General features: G+C 68.4%; 16 protein-coding genes. 9 read left to right on the top strand and 7 right to left on the bottom strand.

Features of this window, described 5'->3' with window-relative positions:
• Positions 1-11 precede the first annotated feature (11 nt).
• Both D0C15_RS14795 and D0C15_RS14800 read left to right on the top strand, forming a co-directional pair.
• On the top strand, positions 12-929 hold the full coding sequence (locus tag D0C15_RS14795; protein ID WP_116045456.1) for an ABC transporter ATP-binding protein: 918 nt from the start codon (positions 12-14) through the stop codon (positions 927-929).
• Positions 926-1,708, top strand: a complete 783-nt coding sequence (locus D0C15_RS14800; RefSeq protein WP_116045458.1) for an ABC transporter permease — start codon at positions 926-928, stop codon at positions 1,706-1,708. Before D0C15_RS14795 ends, D0C15_RS14800 begins: the two co-directional genes overlap by 4 nt.
• A 2-nt stretch (positions 1,709-1,710) precedes the next feature.
• Here the strand turns inward: D0C15_RS14800 and D0C15_RS14805 are convergent, their stop codons facing one another.
• Complete coding sequence (locus tag D0C15_RS14805) at positions 1,711-2,421, bottom strand: ArsR/SmtB family transcription factor (RefSeq protein ID WP_116045460.1); 711 nt, start codon at positions 2,419-2,421, stop codon at positions 1,711-1,713.
• A gap of 65 nt (positions 2,422-2,486) precedes the next feature.
• Between D0C15_RS14805 and D0C15_RS14810 the strand changes: the two genes are divergently transcribed.
• From D0C15_RS14810 to D0C15_RS14835, 6 genes are all read left to right on the top strand, one after another.
• Complete coding sequence (locus D0C15_RS14810) at positions 2,487-3,176, top strand: hypothetical protein (RefSeq protein ID WP_211323199.1); 690 nt, start codon at positions 2,487-2,489, stop codon at positions 3,174-3,176.
• Positions 3,173-3,964, top strand: a complete 792-nt coding sequence (locus D0C15_RS14815) for an isocitrate lyase/PEP mutase family protein (protein ID WP_116045462.1) — start codon at positions 3,173-3,175, stop codon at positions 3,962-3,964. The genes D0C15_RS14810 and D0C15_RS14815 overlap by 4 nt, the downstream gene beginning before the upstream one ends.
• Before the next feature lie 11 nt (positions 3,965-3,975).
• A complete protein-coding gene (locus tag D0C15_RS14820) occupies positions 3,976-4,818 on the top strand; it encodes an urea carboxylase-associated family protein (protein ID WP_116045465.1) in 843 nt (280 codons plus the stop codon).
• Positions 4,819-4,896: 78 nt separating this feature from the next.
• On the top strand, positions 4,897-5,493 hold the full coding sequence (locus D0C15_RS14825; protein WP_116045467.1) for an isochorismatase family protein: 597 nt from the start codon (positions 4,897-4,899) through the stop codon (positions 5,491-5,493).
• 7 nt (positions 5,494-5,500) lie between these two features.
• Positions 5,501-6,433 (top strand): GlxA family transcriptional regulator, encoded by a 933-nt coding sequence (locus tag D0C15_RS14830; RefSeq protein ID WP_116045470.1) that lies wholly within the window; start codon positions 5,501-5,503, stop codon positions 6,431-6,433.
• A gap of 213 nt (positions 6,434-6,646) precedes the next feature.
• A complete protein-coding gene (locus D0C15_RS14835; RefSeq protein ID WP_170161341.1) occupies positions 6,647-7,459 on the top strand; it encodes an alpha/beta hydrolase family protein in 813 nt (270 codons plus the stop codon).
• Here D0C15_RS14835 and D0C15_RS14840 read toward each other — a convergent pair.
• The 4 genes from D0C15_RS14840 to D0C15_RS14855 form a co-directional block, all read right to left on the bottom strand.
• On the bottom strand, positions 7,425-8,399 hold the full coding sequence (locus D0C15_RS14840; protein WP_116045472.1) for a LysR family transcriptional regulator: 975 nt from the start codon (positions 8,397-8,399) through the stop codon (positions 7,425-7,427). The two genes, D0C15_RS14835 and D0C15_RS14840, sit on opposite strands and share 35 nt — an antisense overlap.
• Positions 8,400-8,514: 115 nt before the next feature.
• Positions 8,515-9,414 (bottom strand): glycoside hydrolase family 19 protein, encoded by a 900-nt coding sequence (locus D0C15_RS14845; protein WP_116045475.1) that lies wholly within the window; start codon positions 9,412-9,414, stop codon positions 8,515-8,517.
• 106 nt (positions 9,415-9,520) lie between these two features.
• Positions 9,521-10,510 carry a sigma-70 family RNA polymerase sigma factor gene (locus tag D0C15_RS14850; protein ID WP_245975807.1) on the bottom strand — a complete coding sequence of 330 codons (990 nt, stop codon included), beginning with the start codon at positions 10,508-10,510 and terminating at the stop codon, positions 9,521-9,523.
• 26 nt (positions 10,511-10,536) lie between these two features.
• Positions 10,537-11,058: a MarR family winged helix-turn-helix transcriptional regulator gene (locus D0C15_RS14855; protein ID WP_116045480.1), complete on the bottom strand. Its 522-nt coding sequence runs from the start codon at positions 11,056-11,058 to the stop codon at positions 10,537-10,539.
• A 40-nt stretch (positions 11,059-11,098) separates the two neighbouring features.
• On the opposite strand from D0C15_RS14855, the gene D0C15_RS14860 reads away from it, so the two are divergent.
• A complete protein-coding gene (locus D0C15_RS14860; protein WP_211323202.1) occupies positions 11,099-11,668 on the top strand; it encodes a carboxymuconolactone decarboxylase family protein in 570 nt (189 codons plus the stop codon).
• A gap of 27 nt (positions 11,669-11,695) precedes the next feature.
• Here D0C15_RS14860 and D0C15_RS14865 read toward each other — a convergent pair whose 3' ends face one another.
• Together D0C15_RS14865 and D0C15_RS14870 are read right to left on the bottom strand one after the other, a co-directional pair.
• Positions 11,696-12,088, bottom strand: a complete 393-nt coding sequence (locus D0C15_RS14865) for a hypothetical protein (RefSeq protein ID WP_116045485.1) — start codon at positions 12,086-12,088, stop codon at positions 11,696-11,698.
• 236 nt (positions 12,089-12,324) lie between these two features.
• Positions 12,325-12,927, bottom strand: a complete 603-nt coding sequence (locus D0C15_RS14870) for a TetR/AcrR family transcriptional regulator (RefSeq protein WP_116045488.1) — start codon at positions 12,925-12,927, stop codon at positions 12,325-12,327.
• Position 12,928 lies beyond the last annotated feature (1 nt).

Below are 12,928 nucleotides of genomic sequence, written 5' to 3' on the forward strand. Positions count from 1 at the left end.
GCGTTGTGCACATGATCGAAGTAGCGGAACTGACAAAGCGATACGGCGCGACGCTCGCCGTCGACCGGCTGAGTTTCACCGTGCGGCCCGGCAGGGTCACCGGGTTCCTCGGGCCCAACGGCGCGGGCAAGTCCACCACGATGCGCACGATTCTCGGCCTCGACACCCCGAATTCGGGACGGACGCTGGTGAACGGCAAGCGGTACGCGCAGATCCGGTGGCCACTGCATGAGGTGGGTGCGCTGCTGGACGCCGCAGCGGTGCACGGGGGACGCAGGGCGGCAGATCACCTGTACTGCCTGGCACGGGCGAACCGGATCGGGCGGGCCAGGGTGAGCGAGGTACTGGAGCAGGTCGGACTCGGCGGGGTCGCGCGCAAGCGGATCGGCGGCTACTCGCTGGGAATGAAGCAACGGCTGGGGGTGGCGGGCGCGCTGCTCGGTGATCCGGGGGTGCTGCTGTTCGACGAACCGGTGAACGGGCTCGACCCGGAAGGCATCCGCTGGATCCGTGAGCTGATGCGGTCGCTGGCCGGCGAAGGGCGCACGGTGCTGGTGTCCAGCCACCTGATGAGCGAGATGGCGCTGACGGCGGATCACGTGCTGGTGCTCGGACGCGGCAGGCTCGTCACCGAGACCTCGATGGCCGACCTGCTGGCGCACTTCCGCAGGGACGTGTTCGTGCGTACCCCGAAACCCGCCGAGCTGGGCGCGGCCTTGGCGGCCGCGGGCGCGACAGTGCTGGGCGAGCCGGACGGAGCGCTCTCGGTGACCGGATGCGATCCGGTGAAGATCGGTGACATCGCCGCGAAACGGGGGATATCCGTGCACGAACTCACCCCGCGAAGTGCCTCGCTGGAGGAGGCCTACCTGGAGATCACCGACGAGAGCGTGCAGTACCGGGCAGGACTGGAGGAAAGTGTCCGATGAGGACAGCAATGCTGGGAGATGTCATCGCCTCGGAGTGGACCAAGCTGCGAACGGTGCGGTCCACCTACTTCGTGCTCGGAGCAGCCCTGGTGGCACTGGCACTGACCTCTGTCATCGCGATGCTGATGACCGCCGACTGGGACGACTCGCCACCGAGCGAGCAGGCCCTGTTCGCGAGCGCCGACGTCGGACTGCTCTCGACGCCGTTCAGCATGTTCTGCCTCGCGGTGCTCAGTGGACTCGCGGTAGCCGGGGAGTACGGCACCGGGATGATCCGGACGAGTCTCGTCACCGTGCCGCGGCGCCGCACGATGATGCTGGCACGGACGGTGGTACTCGGTGGTGGCGCGCTCGTCGCCGGGCAAATGCTCGCCTGGCTGGCGTTCCTCTCGACCTGGCTGATCGTCGGTGACCGTCCCCGCCCGATCTCGCCGTGGGAGACACCGGCCGACGCGATCCCGCTGGTACTCGCCAACGGACTGGTGGTGATGGTCGTCGCGCTGGTGGCCTTCGGTCTTGCCACGGTGCTTCGCTCCAGTGCGGGCACCCTGGTGACGATGACGGCGCTGCTGTTCGTCGCACCGGTGATCACGATGTTCCTGCCCGCACCGTGGAACGACAGGATCGCCTCGGTGATGTTGCCGAACCTGCCGGGACAGTTGGCGGCAGCGAACCCTGGTGCGCTGTTGTCGCCAATGGGGGCGGGAATGGTGCTGCTGGTCTACGTCGTGCTGATGGTCGGTGGCGCGATGGTGGTCTTCGCTCGCAGGGACGCCTGAGGTCAGAGCAGCTCCATCGCGTCGGCCTCCAGCCCGAGCAGTTCGTGCAGTGCGGCCGCGCCCGCCGGTGTCAGCCGGACGGCGCGGCCACTGCCGGTTCGCCGGATCCAGTCGTTGCCGGCCAGGCGCAGCCGGAGCTGCGCCCCCGCCGTTCCCGCGAGGTGTGACCGCCGTTCGGTCCAATCCAGACATTCCCTGGCGACCGGACGGCGGCTCGTGCGCAACACCTCCGGATTGACGCCCAGTGGGCCGGTGAGCCAGTCCACTCCGGACTCGGTCAGCGTGAAGCCGTTTCGCCTGTCGAGCAGTCCGCGCGCGGTCATCGCGTCGGTGATGGCAACGCCGAGCCTGCCCGCGAGGTGGTCGTAGCAGGTGCGTCCGCGCGCCAGTGCGGCCGACACTGTGGCCGAGCGCAGCGAGTTGGCGGGACGCGGCGCGGGTTCGAGGTGTGCGGTCAGCGTCTCCAGCAGTTGCGCGGTCTGCGGTCCCGCGATCTGGACGTACCGGTGCCTGCCCTGCCTGCGCTGGACCAGCAACCCGCCGGCGAGTAGCCGGTCCAGGTGCTCGCTGGCGGTGGAGGCGGCGACACCTGCGTGCGTCGCGAGTTCACCGGCCGTCCAGGCCCTGCCGTCGAGCAGTGCGAGGCAGAAGGCGGCCCTGGTGCGATCGGCCAGCAACCCCGCGAGGTCCGCGAGTTCGGCGCTGCGCGACATGGACTCGATTCTGCCCCTCGAACGTTTCGGCCACCACCGAACCGTTCCGCTCGTAGTTTCGCCCTATGCGGACCCACACCGCCGCGGACGCGGCCACACTCGAAGACGACCGCTGCGCGGTCCCGCCCGTTCCCGCGGGCATCGAATGGCTCCGCTGCACCGTCGCCCGGTTCAGTTCGGGAGTAGATCACGAACGCCGCAGAGCGACTGCCGTCGAACTGCTCGCCAAGGTGCCACCGGGCGATCTGCGCGCCAACGCGGCCGCGAGGCCACATACGCCGCCGGTCGAACTGCTCGCCGAGGCGCTGGGGATCACGGGTGTGCGTGCGGCGACGGTCTCCGCGATCGCCGCGGCCTATCACCCGCACACCGCGCATGACTCCGTCACACTTTCCGCCGCCGATCGCGCCGTCGCGCGGCTTGTCGCCTGCTGCGGGGGGACCGCGGACGAACGCACCGCGGCAGTGATCGGGCTGCTCGTGCAGGCGTGCGACGCTACGGCGGCCCTGGTGGAAAGCGTCATGGACGCCGTACGGCACGACGGGAACCGGGTCCCGGACGCTGTCGTCGCGGAAGTGCTGCGCCGTGATCCACCGGTCCGGAGCACCAGACGCATCGCTCCCGGCGGTGTGCGGCTGGAGGTCGACCTCGCCGCGGCCGGACTACCGTTCGGAGCGGGCCTGCACCGCTGTCCGGGACAGGAACATGCCGTCGCCGTCGCGGCGGGCGTCGCAGAAGGGGTGAGCTTTCGATGAGCAGGGAGATCTTCCACGCACTGCACCACGGCGACGAGCCGCTGCTGCTGCCCAACGCCTGGGACCACGCCTCGGGCGCGGCGCTGGCGGCCGCCGGTTTCGCCGCTGTCGGCACGACCAGCCTGGGTGTGGCGGCGGCGCATGGTCTGCCCGACGGCGTCGCCCGTACCCGCGACCAGACCCTCGCCCTCGCGGAACTCCTCGGTGACCTGCCCTGTCCTGTCACGGTCGACATCGAGGCCGGCTTCAATGAGGATCCGGCCGAGGTCGCCGCGTTCGCCGAGCAGATCGCGGCAAGGGGAGCGGCCGGGCTCAACATCGAGGACGGCCGGGGCAGCGAACTCGCCGACCCGGGGCACCAGAGCGAGCTCATCGCCGCGATCACGGAGCGGGTGCCTTCGCTGTTCGTCAACGCCAGGGTGGACACGTACTGGCTTGGAGTCGATATGTCGACACCGTCGCCGACGCTGGCGAGGGCCGAGCGGTACGTCGCGGCGGGAGCACACGGCGTCTTCGTGCCAGGGGTGCGTGCCGGTGTGGAGATCAGCGCCCTGGTCGCCGGGATCGACGCGCCGCTGAACGTGCTCCACCTGCCGGGCGGAAAGTCCGTGGCCGAACTGGGAGAGCTGGGGGTGCGGCGGATCAGCACCGGATCTCTCCTGTTCCGCCGCGCGGTACAGGCCGCGGTGCGGGCGGCCGAGGCGATCCGCGACGGGGGCTCGCTGCCTGACGGGATTCCCGGCTACGACGAGATCCAGCGCCTCGCGAACGATGGCGGACGGAACTAGATTGACCGCCCATGGGATCTCCGAAGGCGGCATACCAGCCACTACCCGGCAGCATCATGGACGTCGACAAGCCCTTTTACGACCGGTTGGCCGTGGAGGAGGGCCGGGAGCTCGTCGAGAGTTTCGTCCTGCCGATCAGGTCAGGCAGGGCGTGGGAGGTGCCTGCGGGATACGTATGCCGGATCAGCACGCCGGAAGGTCCGCAGGTGGGGGACCTGAACGTGTGGAACCGGCACAACCCCAGGGAGCGGCTGTGGGCCTCGCGGACCCGGCAACTGCAGGCCGCGCACGTGACCCGGTACGACCGGCTCTGGTCCACTCTGCCGTACCTGCGCCCACTGCTCACCGTGATCGCGGACAGCCTGGAGTCCTACGGAACGGACAGCGAGGGAGGCCGGGTGCACGACCTGCTCGGCACCCGCTGTGACCCGTATGTGAACCGGATTCTCAGTGGTGCGGACTACGACTTCCACTGCCACTCCAACCTGGTTCGGGCGGTGCTGCCGTACGGCCTGACCGAGTTCGACGTGCACGACGTGCTCAACGTCTTCCAGTGCACCGGCCTCAACGACGAGGACCGCTACTTCATGAAGACGTCTCCGGCCCGGGCCGGTGACCACTTCGACTTCTTCGCGGAACAGGACCTGCTGTGCGCACTTTCGACCTGCCCGGCGGGTGACCTGTCGATCCCGCTGTGGGGGCCGGACGCGCGCGATCCGATCGAGGTGTGCAGACCGCTGGGCGTGGAGGTGTACCGGCCACGCGCCGAACTCACCAAGGACTGGAGCCCGCCGCCGGTCGCCTCGTACGCCGGAAGGCACGGGATGGCTGTGCCGGTAGGGGAGAAGGCGTGAGCGTCCTGACCGGATCGTTCCGTACCTCGGCGTGATCGTGTCTGCCGATCGCGGTTGTGCAGGGGAAGACTCGACCGTATGAACAGAGCACTTCTCGTCATCGACGTCCAGGAATCCTTCCAGCAGCGGCCCATCTGGTCCGCGGTGTCCAACCCGGACATCGCGAACCGCGCAGGTGTGCTCGTCGACGCGGCCCGCGACAGCGACGATCTGGTGGTCTGGGTGCTGCACACCGAGCCGGGCACGGGCAATGTCTTCGATCCCAACGGTGGCTTCGTCCGGCCGATGGCCGGGCTCACTCCGCGCGAGGGAGAACCGGTACTCACCAAGACGTCCCGTAACGCGTTCACCACAACCAACCTGCAGCAGTCGCTGACCGCCGCGGGTATTCGCGAACTGGTGATCTGCGGGATCCAGACCGAGCAGTGCTGTGAGACGACCGCGCGGGTCGCCACGGACCTCGGTTTCGACGTCACCTTCGTCACCGAGGCCACCGCTACCTTCCCCATCCCGCACCCGGACGCACCTCGGGACCGATCGGTCGATGAGCTGCTCGCGGACCCGCGCACGCTCTCCGCGGAGGACGTCGTGTCGCGCACGGAGTACGCTCTCGCCCACCGATTCGCCAGGATCGCGACGATCGCCGACGTGGTGGAGCCGGCCGGAGTAAGCTGACCGGATCGTGAGCCGAGTCGTTTTCCTCCTCGTTCCGGGGTTGCACCTGCTCGACCTCGCCGGGCCGGCGCAGGTGTTCTCCAGCGCCGCCGACCTCGGGCTGGACTACACGCTGCAACACGTGGCGGAGCGGGCGGAGGTGCCGACCGCGCAGGGTCTTCCGGTGTGCGCGCAGGAGGGCCTGCCCGAGCTGGACTCGAGCGATCTTGTCCTCGTGCCCGGCTGGCGGGCTCCTCGGCTCGCCCGCACCGGGCCGCTGGCGGAGTCGACCCTGCGCTGGTTGCGCGAGCACCATGAGTCGGGCGGCACCGTCGCCAGCGTGTGCGCGGGAGCCGAGGCGCTGGGCCGGGCCGGCCTGCTGGACGGCCGCCGGTGCACGACACACCACGATCTGCAGGACGAGCTGGCGAGCCGGTACCCGAAGGCGACTGTGGTCCGCGACGTTCTATACACAGTGGACGGACGGATCGTCACCTCCGCCGGGATCGCCAGCGGGATCGACCTCGCCCTGTACCTGGTGTCCACCCGTCACGGCCCTGCGGTCGCCGCGCGGATCGCCCGCAATATGGTCGTCTACGCCCGCCGCAACGGCGGCGAATGGCAGTCCAGCGCCATGTTGCGGCACCGTTCGCACCTCAGTGATGTCGTACACCGAGTGCAGGATCTGATCGACGCCCGGTTCACCGAGACACTCTCGCTCGCGCAACTGGCGCGATCGTCCGGATGCAGCGAGCGGACCGTGACAAGGACATTCGCGCGGGAAACGGGGATCACTCCGCTGCGTTACCAGCAGGTTCTGCGGGTCGAGCACGCGGAGAACCTGATCGGGCAGGGGGCCACGGTGGAGTCGGCTGCCCGTGCCGTCGGATTCGGCGATGCCCGGATGCTGCGCCGGCTCCGGAGCCGGACACGGTCAGGTACTGGGGGCGGGAGCGCATGAGGGTTGGTGCCGTTTCCGGGGTCGACTCGCAGAGCGGGGCGAGGTTGTCGAAGCCGGTGGGTCCGTGGTGGAGGAGTTCACAGCCCGGATCCTGACCGCCGATCACAACCAACGGTTGTCATCGGCCCTCGAATAGCTGTTGGCCAGGGGATACGCAGTTGGGGTTTGCTCGTTCTCAGCAGCCGGACACATCGAGCCGGCGGGGACGAGGAGATGACGATGCAGACCTCAGCGCAAATTCAGGGTGTGGCCGCCGGAGTTCCGTTCGTGGCGCTGCCACCTGCCGACGCGTCTGCGGCGGCTCCACTGGTGGTCACCTGGCACCTGATGGACGCACCGCGCAGCGAGGCCGCGATGGCCGCGGCACTGCCGATGGCCGGACTGCGGGCCTGGCGGGTGTACTTCGGGTTGCCGATGTCCGGCGCCCGGATGCCGGAGGGCGGGTTCGACGAGTTCTTCCGCCTTGCCAGTGCCGATTACGTACTCAACGTCGCGGAGCCTGTGACCGCGCAGGCCGCCGACGAGTTTCCCGCTGCCCTGACGGAGCTTCGATCCCAGTTGTCTCTGGCCGAAGGCCCGGTCGGTGTCGCGGGCGGCTCGGCCGGTGCCACGATCGCACTCGAGGTACTGGCCCGTTCCGAGGTGTCCATCGACGCGGCGGCGCTGGTCAGCCCGGTCACGCAACTGGCACCGGCCGTCGCCGCCAACGAACGGCGGTTCGGCGTCACCTACGAGTGGTCCGAACGGTCTCGTGCTGTCGCGGGAAACTACGACTTCGTGCGGCGCTGCGGTGAACTCGACGCGAACGTGCTGCTGGTCGTGGGCGAGCACGATGACATCGCGTTCCGTGAGCCCGCGGCCGCACTGCACGAGGTGCTCGGCGAGCGCTCACGCCTGGTCACCGTGCCCGGCATGGAGCACGCCCTGGCCGAGGAGCCAGGTCTGGACGCGGCACCGCAGACCCCGCACGCGGCCGTTGTCGACGCCGAGTTCACCGCGTGGTTCGCGCGGCATCTGCGAGCGTGAGCTGATCGGCATCGGGTAGCCAGGATCGCTCGGGATCGTGGTCGCACCAGCCCTCCGCTCGGCTCGTCCGGCCCAGCAGGGTCAGCATCCGCCGGAGGGCCGGATGCTGACCGTCCCTGCGCCACACCGCCGACCACGGGAACAACGGCGCGGGTTCGAACGGCAGTACCCGCAGGTTGAGGTCCGGGGCGAGTTCCATATCGGCCCCTGCCAGCGTGACCCGCTGCCTGCCGTACCTGGTCTGTTCCAGGGTGTGCCGCAGATCGAAGCTGACGCCGGAGTCGTCGATCGGGACGTCGAAGGCCGCGCACATATGCCGCAGGTAGGACAGCCACTCCACCGGCCCGGCCAGCGACGGCAACCAGATCCCCTCGGCACGCAGATCGGCCCACCTGATCACCTTCCCTCCGGCGAGTGGGTGCTCCGGCGCCAGCAGGGCGACCAGTGGTTCGAGGCGGACGAGCCGGTGTTCGAGTTCCGTGGGCAGATCCCGGCCGAGGTCGTTCACCCGGCCGAACGCCACGTCGATCTCGCCCAGCACCAGTGGGTCCAGTGCGTTGGCGAGGCCGTGGCGAGCACCGCGTTCGATTCGTAGTTCCGGATCGCGAACGGCGAGTCTGCGCAGGATGCGCATCGGTGCGAGGCGGTTGTCGATCAGGTCGACCCGCAGCGGCCGGTCCCCCTCCGTCATCGCGGCGAGCGCGGTGTCGGCGGCGCGGATCAGCGCACGAGCATGGGGCAGGAACCGCTCGCCGTCCTCGGTCAGCTCCACCGATCGGTTGGTGCGGAGGAAGAGCGGCCGCGCCAGTGATTCCTCGAGCTTACGGATGCGTTTGGACAACGCCTGCTGGCTGAGGAACAGTGTTTCCGCGGCCCGGCTGAAGTGGCGCCGCTCAGCGGTGACCACAAAGGCCCGTACCTGGGCGAGATCGAGTTCCACGCTGCACCGGCTCCCTGGGTTCTGTTTCCTCAGATTAACCGCGTAGTCCGGCGAAGCGTGGCGAACCGGGGGAAGGCGCGCAGTGCGCCTTCCCCCGGCCGCGCGGGACGTTCGATCAGCAGTACAGGTTGTCGCCGGCGGTGGTGCCCACGATCTGGGTGAACCGCTGGTAGGCGTCGACCCGGCTCTGCACCTGCCCCGGGTTACGGCCGTCGCATTCGAGCGCTCCGTTGATGCTGCGAATCGTCTGTCCGAAGCCGTGGCCGTTGACCATCGCGTGGTGGCCGGTCATCGTGCCGGGGCCGCTCTGGGTGTTCCAGTACCAGAGCGCCGTGCGCCAGGCCACCGCCGCGTCGTTCTGCACCAGGTAGGGATTGTGCAGCAGATTGAGTCCCAGAGCGTCGCCCGCTGCCTTGTAGTTGAAGTTCCAGCTGAGCTGGATCGGACCGCGGCCGTAGTACGCCGCCTGTCCCGCCGGGCAGCCGTAGGGCTGGCTCGCGTCGCAGTAGTGCGGGTAGTTGTCGGTGTTCTGCTCCACGATGTGCACGAGGCCGCCGGTCTCGTGGTTGACGTTGGCCAGGAAGGCCGCCGCCTCGCGCTTCCTGACCGTATCGCTGCCGGTGTTGGCGAAAGCGGGATACGAACTCAGCGCCGCGGTCAGTCCACTGTAGGTGTAGAAGGAGTTCCGGCTCGGGAACATCTGGTTGAACATGGCCTCGCTGACGACGAAGCCCGAGGGGTTCGGGTCGGTCGGTGTGCTGCCACCGCAGGTCCCCTGGTCGGCCCACACTCCGGAACCGCCGGTGCTGGGAATCTCGTTCTGGGTCCACCACTTCGCGGACCAGTTGTGCCCACTGTGGGAGACCGTGGTGCCGCCCCAGTACGCCGCCGAGGAGTTCCAGGGTGTCGCGCAGTCCGCGGCGGACGCTGTGGATGCCGGTAGGACGACGGCCAGGACACCGGCCACGGCCATGGCGAGCAGGCTCGCCGTTATCCGGGAACGATTCAGTTTCATCAGCGGTACACCTTTCGTGCGGCTTGACCGGACACGATCGGCCACCACTTAACGGGAATGGTCTAAACCATACAACCTACGAAGGGACCGTTCGGCGCTTCGCGGTTCAGTCCGCGAGGTGCTGCGGCAGGTCGAACTTCTCGAACAGCCCTGTGTCGAGGAAGTTCGCCACGTGGGTGATCCGGTTCCCGGTGAGCGTGAGGACCTGCAGGTTGAACGGCAGGAAGTGGGTACCGGATCCCGCCGGGGCGCGGAGGTACTGCGCGAAGGCGGGCTGCCCGTTGGCGCTGGTGCGAACCATCCGGATGTCGTCCGGACCGCCGGGGCAGCGGACGGCGAGGTGTCTCCCGACGTGCTCGGGGCCCCGGTACCACTCGCTCAGCGGCGGCATCTCCCAGACGACGTCGGTACTGAACAGTTCGACGATGGCAGGGACGTCCTTCTTCTCGAAGGCCGCGACGTAGCGATCGAGTAGCTCCCGCTGCCCCGGTGTCGAGGGTTCGGTGACCTCGTCCTCGTTGGGCGCCGCCTGGTCGAGCTGGGCCCGTGCGCGCTGCAGAATGCTGTTCACGGCGGCGGTCGAGATGTCGAGCAGTTCGGCGACCTCGGCGGCCCGCCAGGCGAGCACGTCGCGCAGCAGCAGGACGGCCCGTTGACGGGGTGGCAGATGTTGCAGCGCCGCGATCAGCGCGAGCCGGGTGCTCGCGCGCATTGAGACGATGGCCGCTGGATCGGTTCGGGTAGCACCGATCATGGCGTCGGGGACCGGCTCCAGCCAGGGCACATCGGGTTGTTCGGCGACCGGCGTATCCGGGTGGGCGCTTCCGCCGAGTCCTGCGGGCATCGGCCGCCTGCGCCTTCCCTCGAGCGCGGTCAGGCAGGTGGTCGTGGCGATCCGGTAGAGCCAGGTGCGCAACGACGAGCGTCCTTCGAACTTGTCGTAGGCGCGCCAGGCTCGCAGATAGGTCTCCTGTACGAGGTCCTCGGCGTCGTGCACCGAACCCACCATCCGGTAACAGTGCGCGAGCAGTTCCCGGCGGAACGGGTTGGCCTTGGCCAGGAAATCGTCGTTGACCGTAGTAGTCGCGCTGGCCACGATCGTTGTCCTTTCCGCCAGGGCGGTCAGCCGCCGAACCAGCCCGCCACATCCATCCGGAAACCGTCTGCCGGTGCCATGGTGCGCAGCGCGGCGGTCAAGTCGGCCAATCGCCGGGCACCGAGGTCCGCGGCCCATTCGGCCCGCAGTTGCTCGAAGATCGCGGCGGATCGGGCGAGTGCGTCGATTCCCCTCGGGGTGAGTGTAACCAGCATGCGTCTGCCGTCGGCGGCGTCCGGAAGCCGTTCCACGTAACCGAGACGCGTCAGCCGCTCGACCGTCTTGCCCGCCGCCTGTTTGGACACGCCGAGCCGCTTGCCCAGTTCACTCGCGGTGACGCCGTCCTGTCCGATCGCCTGCATCGCGAAGCCGTACGCGGGACGTACCTCCGGATGCCCCTGCTCGGCCAGTTCGTCGTGCAGCCGGTCGATGAGTGAGCGAAAGCCGGCGAACAGGAGAAGGGGCAGCTCCCAGGCGGGCCCCTGTTGGGGAGCAGGGTTGGCAGATTCGACAACCTGGTTTACTGTTTCCCCTGGATAGTCAACCATGTTGTCTAGTTTAGCCGAGAGGGAGCACATGCCCGAGAACCTGTTCGCCGAACACACTGTCGAGTCCGCGCCACCCGCATCCAGGCGTTCGATGGAGGCCACCCGCAAGCGTCTCGGTTACCTGCCTTCGCCGGTCGCGCGGCTGGCCACCTCGCCGCACCTGCTGGACGGCTTCCTGCAACTCAGCGCGATGTTCGAGATGGCAACCCTCGATCCGGTGGCCAGGGAAGTGGTGATCATGACGATCGCGACGCGCAACGGCTGCCATGTCTGCGTCGCCATGCACTCGGCGAAACTGGTCAAGATGGGCGAGGCAGACGAACTCGTGTCGGCACTACGTGAGCAACGGCCGCTGCGGGATGCCCGGCTCGACGCCATCCGCGAGTTCACCATCGAGGTCCTCGCGAGCGCCGGTGCGGTCTCAGGCGAAGCGTTGCGAGCCTTCCTCGCGGCCGGGTTCAGCGATCGCAACGCTCTTGAAGTCGTTCTGGGCATCGGGACCTACACGATGTCGACTCTGGCGAACCGGCTTACCGAAGCGCCCCTGGACGACCAGCTCGCGGCCTTCGCCTGGTCCGAAAAGCGGCCGGGCCCGCAGGCCCGGCCGTGACGCGGCGGGTCGGCCGTGAACGCAGGGTCACGGTCTGGCGAGCTGTCTGCTTGCCGCCTCGGCCATTTCCAGCTCCTGGCCCAGTTGTGCGCTGATCAGGTGAGCGCGCGCGAGTGCCGTGGTCGCGTCGAACACCGAGTCGGTGAGGCGGTCGAAGTTCACCTCACTGTCCGTATTGTCCGCGCGCCCCAGTTCACCCGACCACATCTTCTGCTCGAGCCATCTGCTCATCTCGGGCAAGCTCCGGGAGAGGCTGTTCACCAGCAACTTCAGTGATCCGAGGACCTGGTAGACGTCGGCAGGTCCGTCGACGCACTCGTCTCCGCAGGTCCGGTGGTACAGGTCGTGGGTCGCCCGTTCGGCCTGCGCAGCGAGGTCGGTGGCCGCAGCATCCAGGTCGCTGTTTCGCGGTACGTCCATGATGCGAGTCCTTCGTCGGTGGGTACCTGTCGAACTACCCCCAGGTTCGGCGTACAAACCGGAAGCGGGAGATTCGTTCAGCGCTCCTGCGGCAACCGCAGCTCCGCGAGCCCGGGGATGGCCGGTGCCGGTAGGGCCGTCGACCTCCCGGTAGACGTCCTCCGCGTCCGCTGCGTCCTGCTTCCCGCTGGAGCCTGCAGGACACCGTCCGGCCCAACTACCGTCCCATGTGGACGTTATTGCACGATCAGTGCCTGCCGTACCATCCACGCGATACCGTCGGCGGTACTTGCCGGTGTGCCAGACGGCTGCATTACGTGGCTGAGCACGAACCGGACGACGACGTCGATCGTCACCGCCAGCCTGTCCTCGTCCAGCGGCAGGGTGAACGCGGCGAGGCGATCGGTGATGACGCTTTTCGCGGTGGCAAGCAGGGAGTCGGCGTGGGTGGTGAGCAACGGCAGTAGGTCGGTGCCCGCGCCGTGCGTGGCCGAAACTATCGCGTGCAGCAGCGTGTTGTCCCTGGCCAGCTCCAGCACTCCCCGTGCCGCTTCCCGGATGGCCTCGACCAGGTCGTCCGGGTGCTGGTCGAGCGCCGCCTCCACCACGCGGAGGAACCGGTCCAGCTCGGTGAGCACCATGGCCTCGGCGAGTGCGGTCTTCGAGCCGATCTCGTTGTACACCGTCTGCCTGCTGACCCCGACCTCGTCTCCGAGGCGAGCCATCGTGACCGTGGCCCATCCGGAACCCGTCGTCAGCTCGACCGCCGCGGCGATGATCCTTCGTCGCAGTGCGGTCCCGTTCTCCCGTGCGGTCGCCGACGCAGTCATGGTGACCATC

The organism is Amycolatopsis palatopharyngis (assembly GCF_003385185.1).
GTDB classification, from domain to species: Bacteria; Actinomycetota; Actinomycetes; order Mycobacteriales; family Pseudonocardiaceae; genus Amycolatopsis; species Amycolatopsis palatopharyngis.